This window comes from Streptosporangium vulgare (assembly GCF_042428775.1).
Classification (GTDB): Bacteria; Actinomycetota; Actinomycetes; order Streptosporangiales; family Streptosporangiaceae; genus Streptosporangium; species Streptosporangium vulgare.
Genome location: NZ_JBHMBS010000001.1, coordinates 358,220 through 377,969, shown reverse-complemented (window position 1 = coordinate 377,969; position 19,750 = coordinate 358,220). Strand labels below are relative to the sequence as shown.

Annotated in this window: 17 protein-coding genes and 1 riboswitch; of the genes, 4 read left to right on the top strand and 13 right to left on the bottom strand. The window is 71.5% G+C overall.

The window, feature by feature from the left end; genetic code table 11:
* Positions 1-140: 140 nt before the first annotated feature.
* Positions 141-2,183, bottom strand: a complete 2,043-nt coding sequence (locus ACFFRH_RS01650; RefSeq protein ID WP_344749457.1) for a bifunctional aldolase/short-chain dehydrogenase — start codon at positions 2,181-2,183, stop codon at positions 141-143.
* 249 nt (positions 2,184-2,432) lie between these two features.
* Here ACFFRH_RS01650 and ACFFRH_RS01645 point away from each other — a divergent pair, with 249 nt between their 5' ends.
* Positions 2,433-3,440 (top strand): LacI family DNA-binding transcriptional regulator, encoded by a 1,008-nt coding sequence (locus tag ACFFRH_RS01645; protein WP_344749458.1) that lies wholly within the window; start codon positions 2,433-2,435, stop codon positions 3,438-3,440.
* Between the two features lie 91 nt (positions 3,441-3,531).
* On the opposite strand, the gene ACFFRH_RS01640 is transcribed toward ACFFRH_RS01645, so the two are convergent.
* Positions 3,532-4,272, bottom strand: coding sequence for a lysophospholipid acyltransferase family protein (locus tag ACFFRH_RS01640; protein ID WP_344749459.1), 741 nt, complete (start codon positions 4,270-4,272; stop codon positions 3,532-3,534).
* 148 nt (positions 4,273-4,420) lie between these two features.
* On the opposite strand from ACFFRH_RS01640, the gene ACFFRH_RS01635 reads away from it, so the two are divergent.
* Positions 4,421-5,185: an alpha/beta hydrolase gene (locus ACFFRH_RS01635; protein WP_344749460.1), complete on the top strand. Its 765-nt coding sequence runs from the start codon at positions 4,421-4,423 to the stop codon at positions 5,183-5,185.
* Positions 5,186-5,251: 66 nt separating this feature from the next.
* Complete coding sequence (locus tag ACFFRH_RS01630) at positions 5,252-5,728, top strand: hypothetical protein (RefSeq protein WP_344749461.1); 477 nt, start codon at positions 5,252-5,254, stop codon at positions 5,726-5,728.
* A gap of 33 nt (positions 5,729-5,761) precedes the next feature.
* On the opposite strand, the gene ACFFRH_RS01625 is transcribed toward ACFFRH_RS01630, so the two are convergent.
* From ACFFRH_RS01625 to ACFFRH_RS01595, 7 genes are all read right to left on the bottom strand, one after another.
* Positions 5,762-6,892: a hypothetical protein gene (locus ACFFRH_RS01625; protein ID WP_386153493.1), complete on the bottom strand. Its 1,131-nt coding sequence runs from the start codon at positions 6,890-6,892 to the stop codon at positions 5,762-5,764.
* Between the two features lie 172 nt (positions 6,893-7,064).
* Entirely contained in the window at positions 7,065-7,769 is a 705-nt protein-coding gene (locus ACFFRH_RS01620; protein WP_344749463.1) for an endonuclease/exonuclease/phosphatase family protein, read from the bottom strand.
* A 277-nt stretch (positions 7,770-8,046) separates the two neighbouring features.
* Positions 8,047-8,991 carry an ROK family glucokinase gene (locus tag ACFFRH_RS01615; RefSeq protein WP_344749464.1) on the bottom strand — a complete coding sequence of 315 codons (945 nt, stop codon included), beginning with the start codon at positions 8,989-8,991 and terminating at the stop codon, positions 8,047-8,049.
* Between the two features lie 26 nt (positions 8,992-9,017).
* Positions 9,018-10,235 carry a hypothetical protein gene (locus ACFFRH_RS01610; RefSeq protein WP_344749465.1) on the bottom strand — a complete coding sequence of 406 codons (1,218 nt, stop codon included), beginning with the start codon at positions 10,233-10,235 and terminating at the stop codon, positions 9,018-9,020.
* Positions 10,225-11,397, bottom strand: a complete 1,173-nt coding sequence (locus tag ACFFRH_RS01605; protein WP_344749466.1) for an ArsA family ATPase — start codon at positions 11,395-11,397, stop codon at positions 10,225-10,227. Before ACFFRH_RS01605 ends, ACFFRH_RS01610 begins: the two co-directional genes overlap by 11 nt.
* A gap of 67 nt (positions 11,398-11,464) precedes the next feature.
* Positions 11,465-11,902, bottom strand: coding sequence for an SRPBCC family protein (locus tag ACFFRH_RS01600; RefSeq protein WP_344749467.1), 438 nt, complete (start codon positions 11,900-11,902; stop codon positions 11,465-11,467).
* Positions 11,903-12,099: 197 nt separating this feature from the next.
* Entirely contained in the window at positions 12,100-12,867 is a 768-nt protein-coding gene (locus tag ACFFRH_RS01595) for a metallophosphoesterase family protein (RefSeq protein WP_344749469.1), read from the bottom strand.
* Positions 12,868-13,086: 219 nt separating this feature from the next.
* Here ACFFRH_RS01595 and ACFFRH_RS01590 point away from each other — a divergent pair, with 219 nt between their 5' ends.
* Positions 13,087-14,880: an AMP-dependent synthetase/ligase gene (locus ACFFRH_RS01590; RefSeq protein ID WP_344749470.1), complete on the top strand. Its 1,794-nt coding sequence runs from the start codon at positions 13,087-13,089 to the stop codon at positions 14,878-14,880.
* 102 nt (positions 14,881-14,982) lie between these two features.
* Here the strand turns inward: ACFFRH_RS01590 and ACFFRH_RS01585 are convergent, their stop codons facing one another.
* The 4 genes from ACFFRH_RS01585 to ACFFRH_RS01570 form a co-directional block, all read right to left on the bottom strand.
* Positions 14,983-16,107 (bottom strand): glycosyltransferase family 4 protein, encoded by a 1,125-nt coding sequence (locus ACFFRH_RS01585; RefSeq protein ID WP_386153485.1) that lies wholly within the window; start codon positions 16,105-16,107, stop codon positions 14,983-14,985.
* A complete protein-coding gene (locus ACFFRH_RS01580) occupies positions 16,104-17,381 on the bottom strand; it encodes a M48 family metallopeptidase (protein ID WP_386153482.1) in 1,278 nt (425 codons plus the stop codon). Before ACFFRH_RS01580 ends, ACFFRH_RS01585 begins: the two co-directional genes overlap by 4 nt.
* Entirely contained in the window at positions 17,378-18,205 is an 828-nt protein-coding gene (locus ACFFRH_RS01575) for a hypothetical protein (RefSeq protein WP_386153479.1), read from the bottom strand. Before ACFFRH_RS01575 ends, ACFFRH_RS01580 begins: the two co-directional genes overlap by 4 nt.
* 304 nt (positions 18,206-18,509) lie before the next feature.
* Positions 18,510-19,028, bottom strand: a complete 519-nt coding sequence (locus tag ACFFRH_RS01570; protein ID WP_386153476.1) for a C40 family peptidase — start codon at positions 19,026-19,028, stop codon at positions 18,510-18,512.
* A 133-nt stretch (positions 19,029-19,161) separates the two neighbouring features.
* A riboswitch (cyclic di-AMP (ydaO/yuaA leader) is annotated at positions 19,162-19,321 on the bottom strand.
* Positions 19,322-19,750 lie beyond the last annotated feature (429 nt).

Sequence of the window (19,750 nt, the reverse complement as noted above, 5' to 3'; positions counted from 1 at the left end):
CGTCCGGCGGGCTGTCCGGTCCCCGGTGCCGGCTGCATGCGAGCCCCTCTCAGGAGTCGGGAATCAGGGGTCAGGGATGTCCCCGGCCCCCGCCGGGCGGGGCAGGAGCCGCACGGGGGAGCCGGGGACGAGTGGCGGGGTCAGCGCAGGAAGGCCGCCGCGACGCCCGCGTCGACCGGGATGTGCAGCCCCGTGGTCTGGGTGAGCTGGGTCAGCTGGAAGACCGCCCCCGCGACGTGCTCGGGCAGCACCTCGCGCTTGAGCAGGGTGCGCTGCGCGTAGTACTCACCCAGCTTCTCCTCCTCCACCCCGTACACCGCGGCCCGGTTGGCCCCCCACCCCGAGGCGAAGATGCCGGACCCGCGCACCACCCCGTCGGGGTTGACGCCGTTGACCCGGATCCCGTACGCACCGAGTTCGGCCGCCAGCAGCCGCACCTGGTGCGCCTGGTCGGCCTTGGCGGCCCCGTAGGCCACGTTGTTCGGCCCCGCGAACACCGCGTTCTTGGAGGAGATGTACACGATCTCCCCGCCCATCCCCTGGTCGATCATCACCCGGGCGCTCTCACGCGAGACCAGGAACGACCCGCGGGCCATCACGCCGTGCTGCAGGTCCCAGTCGGCCGCCGTGGTCTCCAGCAGCGAGCGCGACAGCGACAGGCCCGCGTTGTTGACGATCAGGTCCACCCCGCCGAACGCCAGCACCGCCGCCCGCAGCGCGGCGACCACCTGGGCCTCGTCGGTGACGTCCACCTCCACCGCGACCGCGACGTCCTCCGGCCGGTACGCCTTCGCGCCCAGCTCGGCGGCCACCTTCCGCGCCGCGCCGAGGTCGCGGTCGGCCACCACCACGCACGCCCCCTCGGCGGCCAGCCTGCGCGCGGTCGCCGCCCCGATGCCGGAGCCGCCGCCGGTCACCACGGCCACCCGCGTCGCCAGCGGGCGCGCGGGCGGCATCCGGCGCAGCTTGGCCTCCTCCAGCTCCCAGTACTCGATCCGGAACTTCTCGCTCTCCTCGATCGGCGCGTACGAGGAGAGCGCCTCGGCGCCGCGCATCACGTTGATCGCGTTGACGTAGAACTCCCCGGCCACCCGCGCGGTCTGCTTGTCCTTGCCGAAGGAGAACATGCCCACCCCCGGCACCAGCACGATCGCCGGGTCGGCCCCCCGCATCGCGGGCGAGCCCTCCACGGCGTGCCGCCGGTAGTAGGCCGCGTACTCCTCGCGGTAGGCGGCGTGCAGTTCCCGCAGCCGGGCGACCACGTCCTCGATCGGCGCGCCGGCGGGCAGGTCCACCACGAGCGGGGCCACCTTGGTCCGCAGGAAGTGGTCGGGGCACGAGGTGCCCAGCGCCGCCAGCTCGGGGTGGCGCTCGCGCGACAGGAAGTCCAGCACCTCGCCGGTGGCGGTGTAGTGGCCGACCTGCGGGGCGTCGGTGGAGGCGAGCCCGCGCAGCACGGGGAACAGCGCCGCCGCCCGCTCGGCCCGCGCCTCCTCGTCCAGCGGCTCGTACCCGGCGAGCACCGGGCCGAACGGCTCCGTGCGGCCGTGCTCGGCGATGTACGTCTCCGCGGTGCGGATGATCTCCAGTGAGTTGGCCTCGCAGGCGGCCGAGGTGTCGCCCCAGGCGGTGATGCCGTGCCCGCCCAGGACGCACCCGATCGCCGACGGGTTGTCCTTCTTGATCGCCGCGATGTCCAGTCCCAGCTGGAAGCCTGGCCGCCGCCAGGGCACCCACACCACCCGGTCCCCGAAGATCCGCTCCGTCAGCACCTCCCCGTCGGCGGCGGTGGCGATCGCGATCCCCGCGTCGGGGTGCAGGTGGTCGACGTGCGCGGCGTCCACCAGCCCGTGCATCGCGGTGTCGATGGACGGTGCGGCGCCACCGGTGCCGAAGGCGCAGAAGTCGAACGCCGCGACCATCTCGTCCTCGCGCTCGACCCCCGGGTACACCCCCGCCAGTGCCCGGAGCCGGTCCAGCCGCAGCACCGCGAGGCCGCGCTCGGCCAGGGTGCCCAGGTCTCCCCCGGACCCCTTGACCCACATCACCTCGGCGGGAGACCCGGTCACGGGATCGGCCGCCGTCCCCTTGGCCGAGGTGTTGCCCCCCGCGAAGTTCGTGTTCCGCGGATCGGCCCCCAGCGCGTGCGACCGCTGCAGCAGTTCCTCAACCGGCGACGTCATGACACCTCTCCGCTCACTCGTTCACCCGTTACCTCCCGCGGGCACCCGGCGGGGCCTTCGTGGGAGTCCCGGGGGGCGCGACGGGGTGAGATCTTCTTAAAAACGTTTTAACGACGATGAAAAAGCTATGTGACACGTACGACACTGTCAACGCCGTCGCGCCGGATCGCAGGCCGAAAGCCGTCAGGCGGGCCGAAAGTACCGGCCCTGACTGGCGGAACACTGGTTGTTACGTTTTAATCAATGCACATGAGTTCGGTGAGCATAAAGGAAGTCGCGACACGGGCCGGGGTGTCCCCTGGAACGGTCTCCAACGTGCTCAACCGCCCGGAGAAGGTCGCCGAGGCCACCCGCACCCGGGTCGAGGCGGCCATCCGCGAGCTCGGGTTCGTCCGGCACGGCTCCGCCTCCAGCCTGCGGGCCGGGCACAGCCGCACCGTCGGCCTGTCGGTGATCGACATCGGCAACCCCTTCTTCACCGACGTGGCGGCGGGGGTCGAGGAGGTGGCCAGCGAGCGCGGGTACGCGGTGATCCTGGGCAACTCCTCCGGCGACCGGCTCAAGGAGGAGCGCAACCTGCTCGTCTTCGCCGAACAGCGGGTCCGCGGGGTGCTCATCACGCCCGCCGGGGCGAACCTGGCCAAGCTCGACCAGCTCAGGGAGCGCGGCATCAGCGTGGTGCTGGTGGACTACCCCGCCGAACGCGCCGACCAGTGCTCGGTCGCGGTCAACGACATCACCGGCGGCTCGCTGGCGGTCTCCCATCTGCTCTCCACCGGCGCCGAGCGGATCGCCTACGTCACCGGCCCCCTCACCATCCGCCAGTGCGCCGACCGCCTGATCGGCGCGGAGCGGGCGCTGACCGCGGCGGGCCGCGACCCCGGGGAGACGCTGGAGGAGATCGCGGTGAGCGCGATGAACGCCAGGTCGGGGCAGCAGGCGGCGGAGAAGCTGATCGCCGAGGGGCGTCTGCCCGACGCCGTGTTCTGCGCGAACGACCTGCTCGCCCTGGGCATGCTGCGCGGGCTGCTCCAGGCGGGCGTGCGGGTCCCCCGGGACATCTCCCTCATCGGCTACGACGACATCGACTTCGCCTCGGCGTCGACGGTCTCGCTCAGCTCCATCCGGCAGCCGACCCACCGGCTCGGCCGGGTCGCCACGGAGCTGCTGCTGGACGAGTGCGACAACCCCGACTCACACGCCCATCAGCAGATCATGTTCCAGCCCGAGCTGGTCATCCGCGAGTCGACTCTCTGACTCCGCTCGCCCTCCGGTCCCGCTTCCGACCTCGCTTCGTCCGGTGACCCCGCTCGTCCCGCTTCTGACCTCCGACCTCGCCTCCGCCCGGTCAGGGACGCTTGCGCGCCTCCTTGGCGGCCTGCCTGGCCGCCTCCTTCGCCTCCTTGGCGGCGCGGGCGGCCTCGACCTTGGCGCTCGCGGCGTACTTGTCGACGTACTCCTGGCCGGAGAGCTCCATCAGCGCGTACATGATCTCGTCGGTGACGGCGCGCAGGACGAGGCGGTCCTCCTCCATCCCGTAGTAGCGGGTGAAGTCGAGCGGCTTGCCGAACTTCACCCCCGGGCGGATGCCCAGCTTGGGAAGGACGCTGCCCGGGGGCATCATCTCGAAGGTGTTGACCATCGCCCACGGGATGACCGGCACGCGCGACTCCAGCGCCAGGCGGGCCACACCGGTCTTGCCCTTGTAGAGGCGGCCGTCGTGGGAGCGGGTCCCCTCCGGGTAGATGGCGAGCACGTGCCCCTCGCCGAGGATGCGCTTGCCGGTGCGCAGCGCCGCCTCACTGGCCTTGCCTCCGGAGCGGTCGATGGGGACGGTGCCCACGCCGCTGAAGAAGGCCTTGCTCATCATCCCCTTGAGACCACGACCGGTGAAGTAGTCGGACTTGCCGAGGGAGATCACCTTGCGCCGCAGGAACAGCGCGCCGAAGAAATGGTCGGCGAACGACAGGTGGTTTCCTGCCAGGATCACCGGCCCTTGCTTCGGCACGTTCCCCACACCCTCCACCCAGGGACGGAAAATCAGATGGAGGAAGGGCGAGAGGATGGCCTTCACCACCCAGTAGAACACTCGATGCTCCTTCGGTTGCGGGCGTGGACCTGGAGTTATCCTCCCACTTCCGATCCCGGTCACCTACCCCACCGAACCACCCAAATCGACCTCTCGCAAAACACGTCCCAGTCGTGCGACGATCGGGCGAACCTTACTAGGAGCCGCGATGCCAGTCATGCCCGGTGCGGAGGCGTACCACCATGCGGGGGGACAGATCGGCGTCCTGCTCTGTCACGGATTCACCGGGTCGCCGCAGTCGTTGCGCCCCTGGGCCGAATACCTGGCGGCGGCGGGCATGACGGTGGCGCTGCCGAGGCTCCCCGGCCACGGCACCACCTGGCGGGAGATGGCCCGCACCGGCTGGGAGGACTGGTACGCCGAGCTGGACAAGGCACTGGCGGACCTGCGCGGCAGCTGCGCCGAGGTCTTCGTCATGGGCCTGTCGCTCGGCGGGTGCATGGCGCTGCGGCTGGCCGAGGTGCACGGCGACGGCATCAAGGGGCTGGTGGTCGTCAACCCGTCCATCGTCAACGACGCGCCACTGCTCAGGCTGGCTCCCCTGCTCAAGTTCGTGGTCGCGTCGGTGCCCGGCGTCGCCGGGGACATCAAGAAGGAGGGCGCCACCGAACTCGGCTACACGCGTACGCCGGTCAAGGCCGCGGCGACCCTTTTGCGACTGTGGTCGTTGACCCAGTCAGAGCTGGGTAAGATCACCCAGCCTGTCCTGGTTTTCCATAGTCCGCAGGATCATGTTGTGAAACCGGGGAGTGTGCGTATTCTGCGTGAGAGGCTGACCGGGGGGAATCTGAATGTGGTGGAGCTCGCCGACAGCTATCACGTCGCGACGCTTGACAACGATGCTGATCGGATCTTTGCGGGGAGCCTGGAGTTCATCACCTCGAACGCGTCTGTACCCTTGCAGAGAGACTGATCGCGAGCGGGGGATGCGCGGTCTCCGGGAGAAAGTGATCGGCCGATGAACAACGGGCCCAGCTAGGTGACACCTCAAAGCGATGAGGACGAGGTCTGGCGTCAGATCGTCGCGTCCTTCAACGACACCGCCGAGCGTGACTCGGCGAATCAGCCGTGGCCGGACAGCGAGAACCTTCCGGCCGAGCCTCCGCGACGGGTGATCAAACAGTCGGACGAGGAGGACCTCCTGCGGGAGGACGACCCCGCGGACGACACCGAATCCGATACGGAACAGTCCGACAACGAGGACGAAGAGGGGCACTACGTGCCCCCGCCCCCGCCCCCACTCCCCAAGACCGACGCCACCACCAAGATCGCATGGCTCGCGCTGTTCGGCGGCCCCGCCTACCTGCTGCTGAGCGCCGCGCTCAACTGGAACCTGCAGGGGTGGATGCTCTTCACCGCGGTCGCCGCGTTCATCGGCGGTTTCGTGGCGCTGGTGGTCCGCATGGGCGACGGCCCGCCCAACGACTCCGGCTGGGACGACGGCGCCGTCATCTGAGCGGGGTGTCCGTCCACGGTCACCCCGCCCTGGCTACGGCTTGGCGCGCTCCGAGGTGCCGCCGAAGCGCTCGATCACGTCGGTGTACTTGCCGGAGGCGTCGACCACGTGGCCGACGGTCCACACGGTGCCGGTGCCCGGCAGGTAGGCCGCCGACTGGAGCCGCACCGTCCGGGGGGCGGCGGTCTCCGGACCGCGCAGCGCCTTGACCGTGTGCCCGTCGTACCGGAGCAGGAACGCCTCGCCGGGCCGCTCCAGGTCGACCCCGGAGATCCAGAAGTGACCCTTGCGGTCACCCGTCACCCCGTACAGGCGGACGTCTCCGGCGGGGAGGGAGACCCGGGACCACTTCTTGCCGTTCCACGACAGGACCAGCGGGACGATCCCTCCGGCCTCCCGGTAGACGCCGCCGACGGCGAGGGCCCGCTTGGGGCCGTCGAGGTGAACGTCGCGCAGGTAGCCCCCGGCGATCTCGGGGGTCTTGAAGGTCTTCCAACGCCCGCCGGACTGCCTCATGATCAACGGCTTGCCGCCGGTGTCGCCCACCGCCCAGCCGTCGCTCTTGCCCGACAGCGCCACCCCGTACAGCGTGCCCCGGTCGGGAAGGTGGGTGAGCTTCCACTTCGAGCCGGTGCCGGTGACGAGCATGGGCAGCTTGTCGCGGCGGCCGACCGCGACCATCCGGCCGGGGACGGCCGCCACCCCGCCCAGCCAGTCGCCCGAGTGCAGCTTGTCGACGATGACCCTGTCGAAGGACGCCCCGTCTCCCCTCGCCAGGTAGGGGAGGCCGTCGTGCCCCTCGCCGACGGCCCACAGCTCGGTCGCCGAGGCCGCCGCGACGGAACGCAGGGGCCCGGCACCGGTCGGGTCGTTGCGGATGCCGACCTCGCTCCAGGAGGTGCCGTTCCAGTGGGTGATCGCGCCGCGGCTCTGCCAGACGTCCCAGACGCTCTGCTGGCCGACCGCCCACACGCTCGTGGCCGAGACCCCCGCCACGTCGGACAGTGATCCGTCACTGCTCAGGCCCGCGCTGACCGGAGCCTGCCATGCCTCGGCCGCGGGCGGGCTGACGGGATCGGCGTGGGCTGGGAACGTTTGCGGAGACAGCAGGAGCAGGCCTCCCGCGCAGAGAACCAGCGCACGCCGCGGAAGGCGACGGGTCATGTTTCAAATGGTACGGGGCTCGTGCGCTCCCCGTGTGCCGGTCTCCCCACTTGAACGGCGCGATCTGGAAAGTCGCCCTGTCACAAGCTGGGAGGACGTTCTCCCTTCGTCCTCCCCTTCGTCACGGAAACGCCGGTCCCCCCGGCCGCCCCGCCTCCCCGGTTCCCCCGGTTCACCCGGTCTCGGGGCGCGGGTGGTCCAGTTCGGCGACCACCGGCAGGTGGTCGGTGGCGGCCACCAGGTCGGCGGGGTCGGCGTCGATCCCGCCGCAGGAGACCACGGAGAGGCCCTCGACCGCGAAGATCGCGTCGATCCGCTTGTGCGGGCCCCTCGCGGGGAAGGTGAAGCCGTCGCCGCGCGGCGAGACGGGGTAGCAGTCGGTGAGCCGCTCGGCGAGGTGCTGCCAGCTCGGCCGGCCGGACTGCTCGTTGATGTCCCCCGCCAGCACCGGCAGCGCGCCGAACCGGTCGGCCACCTCCCGCAGGAACCTCACCGCCTCGTCCGCGTGGCGGCGCCGGGCGGTCTCGTCGAGATCCAGGTGGATGGAACCGACGGCGACCCGCCGTCCGTCCGCCTCCACCACGGCGATCGCGATGGCGCGCCGCTCCAGAGGGAAGAAGGACTTCAGGAGACGGCCCTCCCCGTGCAGCAGCCGCACCCCGGGACCGGTCAGCACGGCGACCCCGCCCCTGCGGCGGCCCGCGGCCACGGCCAGCCCGCCGAAGGCGGCCAGCCGCCTTCGCCTGCGGCGCCAGCACAGGAACCGGGGCGCCTCCTGCACGCAGAGCACGTCGGCGCGGAGCGCGGCGACCACCCGCCCCAGCGCCGGGACGTCGTCCTTCATGGAACGCACGTTGTAGCTGGCGATCCTGAGCACCACGGCCACCTCACTTCGCGACGCGTGCCGCGAGGATAGCCGCGCACCACCGGCCATACCAGCCGCCTGCCCTGATCGGCATGGTCGCCGCCGGACATACCAGCCATCCGCATCGATCGGCATGATCACCGCTGGGCGCGCCGGCCGCCCGCACCGATCGGCTTGGTCGCCACCGGACATACCGGCCGCCCCACCGACCGGCGCAGTCGACGCCGGACGCGCCGGCCGCCCGCACCGATCGGTGTGCGGGCGGCCGTGCGCACCGGAAGCGAAGCGGTCAGCGCCTGCGGGCGAGGTCCGCGGCGCCCACCAGGCCCGCCGAGGCGCCGAGCTCGGCGCAGCGGATGTCGGCCAGCGGGCGGTGGCCCCGGCCGCTCAGGTGGGTGGTGTAGAACTCCCGGGTCTCGTCGATCCACAGGTCGGCGGCACGCGAGACGCCGCCGCCGAGGACGAAGCAGCCCGGGTCGAGGACGGCGGCGAGGTCGGCCAGCCCCTGGCCGATCCAGCGGGCCATCGAGGAGAACGCGGCCAGCGCGGCCGGATCGCCCTGCCTGGCGGCCTCGGTGACCTCCTGGCCCTCGATCTGGTCGGGCGTTCCCCCGGCGATCTCCAGGAGCTTGACGGCCTTGTCCGGCTCGGCCTCGGCGATCCTCCTGGCCTCGCTGACCAGGGCGTTCCCGCTGGCGTACTGCTCCCAGCAGCCGAGGTTGCCGCACCCGCACAGACGCCCGTCGGGGACCGCCTGCATGTGGCCGAGCTCGGCGCCCATGCCCCAGCGCCCCCGGTAGAGGGAGCCGTCGAGCACGATGCCGCCGCCGATGCCGGTACCGACGGTCACGCACACCAGGTGGGTCTCGCCGCGACCGGCACCGAACCTGGCCTCGCCCCACGCCATCGCGTTGGCGTCGTTCTCCACCACGACGGGAAGGCCGACCATGTCGGAGACCTTCCGCTGCAGGGGCTCCTCGCGCCAGGCGAGGTTGGGCGCGAACCGGACAATGGACCTGGTCTCGTCGACGAACCCGGCCGCGCCCAGACCGACGGCCTCGATCTCCCGGCCCTTGGAGAGCTCCAGGATCGCGTCACCGATCGTGTGGGCGACCTGGTCCGGATTCTCCGCCGGGGTGGGTCGCAGGAGATGCTCGACGATCTGGCCGTCCTCGTCCACGACTCCCGCCGCGACCTTCGTACCGCCAATGTCCACACCGATGGTCAGCGCCATTGTCCATTCTTCCTCTCCCCCTGGGCTCACCCCAGGTCGATGTGCTCCACGGGGGTGTCTCCTCGCTCGCGCTCGCGCTCCCGCTGTGCGGGAGCGGGCTTGCCGAGTCCGTCGACGGCCGACTTGAAGGCGGCGAACAGCTCGGTGCCCGCCTGCATGAGGTGGTCGGTGACGGCACCGCCACCGCCCGACTCGCGCTGCGCGGCCATCGCACGGCAGACGGGGCAGGCCCGGCAGATGTACTCCTCATCCTCCGAGACCGCCTCCTCCCACACGTCCCGCTCTCTTCTCCCTCGGCCACCACCGGAGAACGCGCTGCTGACCCCGGTCATCGTGCCCTTGATCAGGTTCTTGCGCAGTTCCCTGGTCGCTTTCTGCTGCAGCGTGTCGAAGAGCTTGAACGCCTCCTCGGCGGCGGTGCCCAGCGGGTCCTTGCCACTCTGGGACCGCTCGTCGCGCGCCCGCTCGTCCCGTGGCCGTTCCTGCTTCCCGGCCTTCCCCGCCGCGGTCTCCTTCTCGCGCTCCGCGGACTCGGCGCGGTCGCCGGGCCTGGCCCACGGGGTCCAACCGGTCCGCTCCTCCTGCCTGGCCCGGCTGACGCGCTCGAACCACTCGGCCCGCGCGTCACGATCGGCCCGCGCGGAGTCCGAGATCCGCTCGGTACGTGCGGCCTGCCCGGAACCCGGGACCTGTTCAGAGCTTGAGACCTGTTCAGAGCTTGAGATCTGCTCAGAGCTCGGGACTCGCTCGGGGCTCGGGGTCGGCTCGGAGGGCGCGGTCTCGGCCACGGCCTCCACCTCGACCACCTCCAGGCGCGCGACCTTCTCGACACGCTCGGCCCGCGCGGGCTTCCCCGCGGCCTCCGGCCGCTCGACGGACTCGACCCGCTCAACGGACTCGACGGACTCGACGGACTCGACGGACTCGACGGACTCGACGGACTGGGACGATCCGGTGCTCCCGCCCTTCGGGGACTTCCCGGCCGGGGCCGCGCTCCGCCCCTTCTGGGGCGTCTTCCCGGTGCGCCGGCCCTTCTGGGGCTTGGCCGCGTCCGCGGTGCCCTCGGCGCTTTCAACGCCCTCGGCACTTCCGGCTATCCCGGACACCCCAGCCACCCCGGTGTTCTCGGCGCTCTCGACGCCTCCGGCCTCGGACGGCGGCGTCACGGCGGCGGTGGTCTTTCGTGGCTTCCTCGGCGCGCGCGGCTTCGGGGTCTTCTCTGCGTCGTTCGTGTTATCGGTCATCAGGCCCTCCCGATTCGAACCGTACCCGGAGAAACCCGTCTCGGAGCGCGGCCTCCCGCACCGACCTGCGGGCCAGTGCCGCGGGCAGGGCGAGGACCCGGCGGTAGGAACCGGCGTTGACGATCAGTTCGTCGCCCTTGCGCGCCAGGTCCACCTCGTCCTTGTCCGCGAGCGGCAGGGCCAGGATCAGCTCGCCCTCGGCGGTGATCCGCAGCGGCGGGTCGACGGAGGGCGGGGCGAAGGGGTCGCCCTCGCCGTACATGGCCTCGGCGACGGCGGCGAGGGCGTCGAGGCCGACGGGCTCGGCCTCCAGGTACGGCACGATGTGCACGGGCAGCGGCGCGAAGGACTCCTCGACCTCGGCCAGGTGCCGGGCCTGGGCCCGCACCCATTTCCGCCGCCACGGGTCGGCGCCCTCGGAGGGGAAGACGCGGTTGGCGATCACCGCGTCCACCCGGTAGCCGTACAGGCTGAGGGAGGTGAGCGTGCGCCGGGCCTCGGCGAGCACGACGGCCTCGGGGGTGAGCACCAGCCGCACGCTCGCGCCGGGCCCGGTGAGCAGCTCGCGCACCTCCATCAGGCCCCGGTGGAGCCGCTCGCCCGCGCCGATCACGTGGTCTTCGGGCATGCTGACCTGCGCCAGACGGCGGACCAGCGGGGAGATGGTGCTCAGCAGCCGCCTGCCGATGGGCAGCAGCCGGTTCACGTGCCAGTCGAGGGCCTCGGGCAGCGCGAGCAGCCGGAGCGTCTCGGCGGTCGGGGCGCAGTCGATGACGATGACGTCCCACAGCCCGGTGCGCGCCTGCTCGCGCAGCTCCAGCAGCGCGATGACCTCCTCGGCGCCGGGCAGCACCGTGATCTCCTCGGCGGTCACCTCGTCGAGGCCGAGCTCGGCGAAGACGCCCCTGGCGTAGTCGCGCAGCTCACCCCACTGGCGTTCCAGCGCTCGCTGGGTGTCGACCTGGTGGAGGGAGAGACCGGGCGCGATCTCCGTGGGCTCCCCGCCCGCCCGCACGCCGAGGGCGTCGGCCAGCGAGTGGGCGGTGTCGGTGGAGACCACCAGGGTCTTCAGCCCGGACCGGGCGGCGAGCGTGGCCGTGGCGGCGGCGACGGTCGTCTTGCCGACGCCGCCCTTGCCGGTGAAGAGCAGGACCCTGCTCACGCCGTCTCCCGGCGGGACGGCGCGGGGCTCCGCTCCGCGACCGCGCCGTGCCGCGCGCCCCGCTCCCTCATGGGGTCTCGACGCGCTTCTTCAGCCCCTTCAGGGCGGTGTCGATGATGACCTTCTCCGCCTTCCGCTTGATCATGCCGATCATCGGCACCTTGAGGTCGACGGCGAGCTCGTACGTCACCTCGGTGCCGTTGCCCGCGTCGGCAAGACGATAACTCCCGGTGAGCCCGGAGACCATCTTTCCCGCCTCGGCGATGCTCCAGTCGACGGACTCGTCATCGTGCCAGGTGTAGCGGAGGGTGTATTCGTCGCTGATCACGCCCGCGTCGAGAACGAACCGGACCGTTTCCGGCCGGCCGTCCTCCCCCGTGGAGAGGACGCGCGCGGCCTTCACCTGCCCGGCCCACTCCGGGTAGGAGGGGAAGTCGGCGATGACCGTCATGATGGTCGACCGGTCCGCGCCGATCTTGATGCTGGAGGTGGTGCGATCAGCCATGGGGCAACCGTACTGCTTCACGATCGTCCGTGTACGCCCGGCGGGGCCGGGCACGGTCACCGCGGTGACAGGAAGCGGCGCCGCGAAGCGGACACCTCGCGTGTCCGCCCCTCCCGCCGAAGAGGCACCGCCGGGGGAACACACCCGGGAGGCCCCTCCGCGAAGGGGCACCACCCGGACCGCGCGCTCCCCACCGGCTACCACTCCAGGACGTAGGGGACGCCTCTGTTCCGGAAGTGGCCCACGTTGAGGCATTCGGTCCTGCCGACCCGGGTGCGGGCGGCGAGGGGCTGGTGCACGTGGCCGAACAGGGCGTAGCGCGGCTGGGTCCGCCTGATCACCTCCAGGGTGGCCTCGCTGCCCCGCTCGAAGCGCCGGGCGACCACGTCGTAGAGCAGTTCGGGGATCGCGGGAGGGATGTGGCAGCAGAGCACGTCCACCTCGCCGACGGCCTCGACCTTGCGGGCGAACTCCTCGTCGTCGATCTCGTACGGCGTCCGGTACTGGGTGCGCAGCCCGCCCCCGACGAAGCCGAAACGCAGACCGCCGATCTCCACGGTCTCGCCGTCGAGCACGTGATGGCCCTCCCGGACGTACTCGGGCCAGTAGCGCGGCAGGTCCACGTTGCCGTAGGTGATGTACGCGGGGGTCGGCATCGCGGTGAAGATCTCGCCGTACTGCCGCCGGACGGAGCGCTCGATGTGGTCGCGCGGGTCGCCCTCCAGCGAGGCCCACAGCGCGGAGGACATCGCCCGCGCCTCGTCGAACCGCTTGGCCGTCCGCAGCGCGATGAACTCCCCGGCCCGCTCGGCCCCGAAGAGCTCGGCGAAGATGCCCTGGGAGTGGTCCTCGTAGTCGACGAACAGGATCAGGTCGCCCAGGCAGATCAGCGCGTCGGCGCCCTCTCCCGCGCGGGCCAGCGCGTCGGCTCTTCCGTGCACATCGCTGACGACATGAACCCGCATGCCAGACATCCTAACCACCAATAAATACGGCTATATATGACGAACCTGGCGCGGCGAAAGCGCGGTGGGGGCGCACGGCGCGGCCGACGATCCGGCGCGACGGTTAGTTGCTACGGTGAAATCCCTCTTCATAACGCCTGGGTGACGAATTTACCCACGCGTAACTTATCGCGATAACTTCCAGGCAGCCCATCGATCGTGCGTCTCCAGGAGTGACCCGTGCGCGAGTACAGCGTCCCCGTGCTGGTGGATGTCCCCGCCTCCGCCAACCTCACCGACACGGTGTTCCGGCGTGCCGAGGAGGAGCCCAACGTCGTCGCCCTGCGGCGCAAGGTGGGCGACGACTGGACGGCCGTCACCGCCGGGGAGTTCCGCGACCAGGTCGCCGGGGTGGCCAAGGGCCTGATCGCGGCGGGGGTGGAGCCCGGCGACCGGGTGGCCCTGATGTCGCGCACCCGCTACGAGTGGACCGTGATCGACTACGCGATCTGGACCGCCGGGGCGGTCGGCGTGCCCATCTACGAGTCCTCCTCCGCCGACCAGGCCGCCTGGATCATCTCCGACAGCGGCGCGAAGGCCGTGTTCGCCGAGCTGGAGTCGCACGAGGCGACCATCCGCGAGGACGCGTCCGGCCTGCCGGGTCTCAAGAACGTCTGGCGCATCGAGAACGGCGCCCTGGACGAGCTCACCGCGCTCGGCACCGAGGTCTCCGACGACACGCTCGCCGAGCGCAGGACCGGGCGCGGCATCGCCGACCTGGCGACCATCGTCTACACCTCGGGCACCACCGGCAGGCCCAAGGGCTGCAGCCTCACCCACGACAACCTGCTGTTCACCGCGCGGAACGTCGCGAACGGACCGCTGGAGCGCCTGTTCACCGTGGACGAGAGGGCGGCGCTGCTCTTCCTGCCGCTCGCGCACGTCTTCGCCCGCATCATCGAGATCGTGCTGATCGAGACCGGCACGATCCTCGCGCACACCCCCAACATGAAGAACGTCGCCCCCGACCTGCAGGCTTTCAAGCCCACGTTCCTGCTGGGCGTGCCCCGCGTGTTCGAGAAGGTCTACAACGGCGCCGAGCAGAAGGCGACGGCCGAGGGCAAGGGGAGGATCTTCCACGCCGCGGCCGACACCGCCGTCGCCTGGAGCAGGGCGGAGACGGCGGGCGGCGCGGGACTGGGCCTCAGGCTCAAGCACACCCTGTTCGACAAGCTCGTGTACGGCAAGATCCGCGCCGCGACCGGGGGCAGGCTGACGACGGCGGTCTCCGGCGGCTCCGCCCTCGGCGAGCGGCTCGGCCACTTCTTCCGCGGCGTGGGCATCGAGACCCTGGAGGGCTGGGGCCTCACCGAGACCTCCGCGCCGTCCTCGGTCAACATGCCGGGCGCCAACAAGGTCGGCACCGTCGGCAAGCCGTTCCCCGGCGTCACCATCGGCATCGCCGAGGACGGCGAGGTGCTCGTCAAGGGCCGCCACGTCTTCCAGGGCTACTGGAACAACCCCGAGGCCACCGCCGAGGCGATCGACGCGGACGGCTGGTTCCACACCGGCGACATCGGCGAGCTCGACAACGACGGCTACCTCCGCATCACCGGGCGCAAGAAGGAGATCATCGTCACCGCCGCGGGCAAGAACGTCGCCCCGGCCCCGATGGAGGACCACATCCGCGCCCACCCGCTGATCAGCCAGGCGATGGTGGTCGGCGACGACCGGCCGTTCGTCGCGGCGCTCATCACGCTCGACGTCGAGGCCCTGGAGCAGTGGAAGGCCGCCAACGGCAAGGCGGGGGCGGACCTCACCGAGCTCAGCTCCGACCCGGCGATCGTCGCCGAGGTGCAGAAGGCGGTGGACGGCGCCAACAGGTTCGTCTCCAAGGCCGAGCAGATCAAGAAGTTCGCCATCCTCGACATCGACATCAGCGAGGAGAGCGGGCACCTCACCCCGACCCTGAAGATCAAGCGCAACATCGTGATGCGCGACTTCACCAAGCAGATCGAGTCCCTCTACGGCTAGTCACGCTTCCCGGCCGGACACGACCGGGAAGTCTCCGCGGGCTCCGGGCTCCGGGCACCCTGGAGCCGTAAGGGCCCTGCGCGTCTCCACGACGGACGGCGGCTAGGGGGTCTCCGCGGGCTCCAGGAGGCGGGCGAAGCGGGAGGCGGCGAGGTCCCAGCTCCACTCGCGCGCCGCCCACTCGCGTCCCCGCTCCCCCATCGCCCGCGCCCCCGCGGGGTCCTTGAGCAGGCCGACCAGTGCCGCCGCGACCTCGTCGGGGCGGGTGCCGTCGACGACCAGGCCGGTCTCCCCGCTCAGCACGGCGTCGGGGGCGCCGCCCGAGGAACCGGCCACCACGGGCAGGCCGCTGGCGGAGGCCTCCAGGTAGACGATGCCGAGCCCCTCCACGTCGACGCCGCCCAGGCGGGTGCGGCACGGCATGGCGAACACGTCACCCGCGGCGAGGTAGCCGGGCAGCTCCGCCCCGGGCACCGGGCCGGTGATCCTGACCGAGCCGCCCATCGGCCGGGCCAGCCGCTCCAGGGTCCTGCGGTACGGGCCTCCCCCGACGATCAGGAGCACCGCGCCGGGCACGTCCTCGACCACCCCGGGCCAGGCCCGCAGGAGCGTGTCCTGGCCCTTGCGCGGGACCAGCCTGGACAGGCAGACCACCACCGGCCGCTCCCCCAGGCCGAGTTCCGCGCGCACCCGGCCCCCTCCGGCACCGGGATGGAACACCCCGGTGTCGACGCCGGGCGCGAGCCGCACCAGCTTGTCCGCGGCTATCACCCGGGCCAGCCGGCGCCGGGTGTACTCCCCCAGATAGGTGACCACGTCGGCGTCCGCCCCGATCCTGGCGAGCACCCGGCGACCGGCCGGGATCCCGGCCCAGCCCGCCTCGTGGCCGTGGGTGACCATGACGACGCGACGGACCCCGGCCTCGCGCATCCGGGGCGCGAGCAGCCCGAGCGGCGCCGCCGCCCCGAAGACCACGGTGTCGCACCCGAACTCGGCGACCAGCCCGGCGGCCCGGCGCGCGACGGCGGGCGTGGGCAGCATCAGCGAGGTCGGGTGCCGCACGACGGGGTACGGCTGGCGCAGGTCGAAGGCCGCGCTGCCGACCCATCGGGGGGCGTAGACGACGACCGAGGCGGGCGGGCGGCGGGCGATGAGGCCGTACACGAACGACTGGATCCCCCCCGCGCGGGGTGGGAAGTCGTTCGTGACGACCAGCGTGCGGCTCACGGTTCGGGGAGGCCGTTCAGTGCGGCCCAGGTGCGCGCCAGGGCGATGCGCTGCGGCGTCGTGGGATGCGATGCATAAAGTACATATTCGACCAGATCGGGCGACAAATCAGAAATATTGGTAGCCGCCAGCCGTTTCTGCATGGCGACGAACGTCGCCGGGTCCCTGGTCAGGTCCAGCGCGTGCACGTCCGCGCGGGCCTCGATCTGCCTGCTCACCAGGTTCTGGGCCGGCCCCGACAGGACCGTGGCGAGGCTCAGCAACCCCATGACCAGGCCCACCGCCCTCGGGTCGCCGAGTGAGGCGATCTCCGTCCGGCGCCGTACGACCCCCGCCGAGGTCACCGCGTAGAGCAGGCACGCCCCGAACGCCGCGCCCAGGCCGCCGACGAGCGTGCCCGACAGCACGTCGCCCGCCTTGGCGTGGCCCAGCTCGTGCGCGACCACCAGCTCGACCTCGTCGGCGGGCGCGCGGAGCAGCGTGTCGTAGACCACGATCCTGCGGGTCGCGCCGAATCCGGAGACGTACGCGTTGAGCGCGGTGGTCCGCCGGGAGGCGTCGGCGACGAGCACGTTCTCGACCGGCACGCCGTCCCTGGTGGCCATGGCGAGCAGGTCGTCGCGCAGCCGCCCGGCCTCCAGCGGCCTGAAGTCGTTGAAGACCGGCTCGATGAGCACCGGGTAGGCGAAGGAGGCGGCCACGGTCAGGACGAAGGCCCCGGCCGCCGCGGGGATCCACCAGCGCCGGTAGCGCCGCGCCAGGGCGATCACCGCCAGCACCATGATCGCGGTCAGCGCCGTGCCGATGCCGGTGCTCTTCGCCCGGTCGGCCGCCCAGGCCGGCCAGGTCTGGGTGGACAGCCCGAACTCGCGCAGGTAGCTCTCCGACCACATCCCCAGGGGCCAGCGCAGGATCGCCACGGCCACCGACAGCGCCAGCACGCCGAGGAGCGCCCGCAGCCACCATCGCCCCGGCAGCCGGTCGACGAGCCGCGCGCCCAGCGGAGTGGCCACCAGCACCCCCGCCACGAGAAGCGTCAGGCCGAGCGACAGGTAACCGGGAAGGCTGACCAGCGCGTCGAACCTCTCGGCCCTGGCGATCTGCTCGGCGGTGAAGTCGCGGACCGGGTCGGGGACGACGGCCGGGGCCCCCTCCGGCAGCACGCTCCAGGGCGTGCTGAACGCCACGACCGCCAGCGTGACCACCCCCAGCACGGCCAGCGCCCACCCCGCCGACCGCACGCCCGAGGGCGTGTCCGTCGTGCTCAGCGTCACGTGAGTTCCTTCCTGAGGTAGTCGCGCCAGGCTCCGGTGAACTCGGCCACCGGCAGGCCGAGCGTGCTCCCGACATCGCTACCGTAGAGCCTCACCAGGGCCTTCTCCCCGAAGCGCTCCGCGACGAACCGGCAGGCGAGCCACGCCTCCTCGTACGCCTGCGCGAGCCTCGGCGCGCCGGGGGCGAAGTCGGCCGGGCCGGGGAGCCGGGCGGGCAGGACGCCCGAGCGCACCTCGGCGGCCAGCTCGGCGGCGGCCGTGCGCACCGCGATCCCGGCGTCGCGGTAGCCCGCGTAGTCGGCGAAGCCCTCCGACAGCCACATCGGCACCCGGCCGCCGCGGGTCGCGCCGGTGGCCACGTGGGCGAGCTCGTGGGTGATCACCACGTCCCTGCCGGTCTCGGTGAGCCGGGCGTATCCCGACGGCAGGACGATCACCCGGTCCCGGGTCGCCATCGCAGCCAGGCCGCGGGTGCTCCCGGCCCCGGCGAGCGCCGCGGCCTCGGCGTCGGTGCCGGGAAAGAGGATCACCGCGGGGGCCGGCCCCCAGATCGCCGCGATCGTCGCGCGGGCCCGGTCGGCCCTGGCCGCCAGATCACGCAGGACGGCGGCGGGGACACCGTGGCCGATCACGAGGGAGTGCTCGCCCCGGACGGTGACGGCGGCGCCCGGCCACAGGTCGCGGAGATCACCCGGGTCGCGGGGGCCGTACGGGAGGAGCGGGGCGGCTCCGGCCAGGAGGGGTCCCGTCCCGGCGAACGGACCGGCGCTCATCAGCGCCAGCATCCCGGCGAGCACGGCGCGACGCCCTTTCGGGACGGACATACGAGCCGATGGTACTCGACCGGCATGGAGCGGCCCCGGCCCTCCTGGTGGAGGGCCGGGGCCGCTTTTCCGTGCTCGGGCAGACGCTCGGGCAGATGCCCGGCGCGTGCCCGAGCGCGTGCCCGGACGCGGGCTCGGGCTCCCTACCCGGGCTCCGTGCTCACGCGCGGGTCCCGGGTTCGTACGGAGCCCCGGGCTCACGCGCGGGTCCCGGGTTCCGCAGGGAGCCCCGTGTTCACGCGCGTGAGCACGGGTTCCGTGGGGAGTCCGGGCTCACGTGCGGGTTCCGGGTTCCGTGCGGGGCTCAGGCCCCGGGCCGTACCGCTCCGGCGAAGGAGGACCTGTAGTAGCCCGCCAGCCTCACGATACGAACCGTCTTGCCGCTGCTCGGCGAGTGGACCATCCTGCCCTTGCCGACGTACATGCCGACATGGCCCTTCCCGCTGAAGAACAGCAGGTCACCGGGGTGCAACTTGCTCCACGGGACCTTCTTCTTGATCGACCTGTACTGGCTGTGCGTGATCCTGGGAAGGGACACGCCCGCCTTGCGCCAGGCGTATCGGACGAGCCCCGAGCAGTCGAACGCTCCGGGGCCGGAGGCTCCCCACCGGTACGGATCGCCGATCTGCTTCTTGGCCGCCGAGACCGCCTTGCCGGCCCGGACCTTCTGCAGTGCCGCCCTGCTCTTCCTGGTCTTGCCCTTGGCCTTGGCCTTGGACGTGGCCTTGGTCCCGGCCTGAGAGGCGGTCTTCGTGGTGCTCTCGGCCTTCTCGGAAACACCGGCCGCGCTGTTGAACAGTATCTCCGAGGGGCCGTCCGCCACCGCCTGCGCCGCCGTGGACCCCAGGGTGACCGCTCCGGCTGAGGCGGTCAGGGTGAGGGCGATACCGCCGAGGGAAAGGCGGAAAAGGCGCGACAGACGGGGGTTGTGCGGGGTGGTAGACAGGATTTCTCCTTGGGACTTCCACTGATGCCTACCGGGTTAGCTGACGGGTTCGGGCTTGGAAGATGCCCTACGGCACAAATGCGCCGATTCACCCCTGGCCACGCTGTGCTGGGCCTTTTGGGTCCCCGGTTCCATGCCTCCTGGCTGCATAGATTCGGCGGGCCGCCGTGATGAGCCCTGCCCCCGGGTGGGGGCACGGCGACCGATTGGATTTCTATAGGGACACCGGCCCGAAGACCGACATTCACCGCGACGGCGTGGCTTGCACGTCGCGACGCCAGAAGTTACCCCGATCTCCAACTTTCGGCAAAGCATTCGCCAAATCGGATGACCGGACGGCCATCTTGATCTTCCTGTTACCCCTGCTTAATGGCCATTTATGCTATTGAGATATGACTCTCGTCACACGTCCGTCGCCACGCCGACAAATAGCGATTTATGTAATATTCATCACATCGCACCGATTGAGGTTTGAACCTCGCCGATGGACCGGTCCCGGGCGATCCGGCCGGGCGGCCTCAGCGCCTCACACACCCGTAGGCGCCGTAGATCGACTCCCGGAAGCCCGCCTCGACGATCTCGAATCCGGCGGCCTTTCA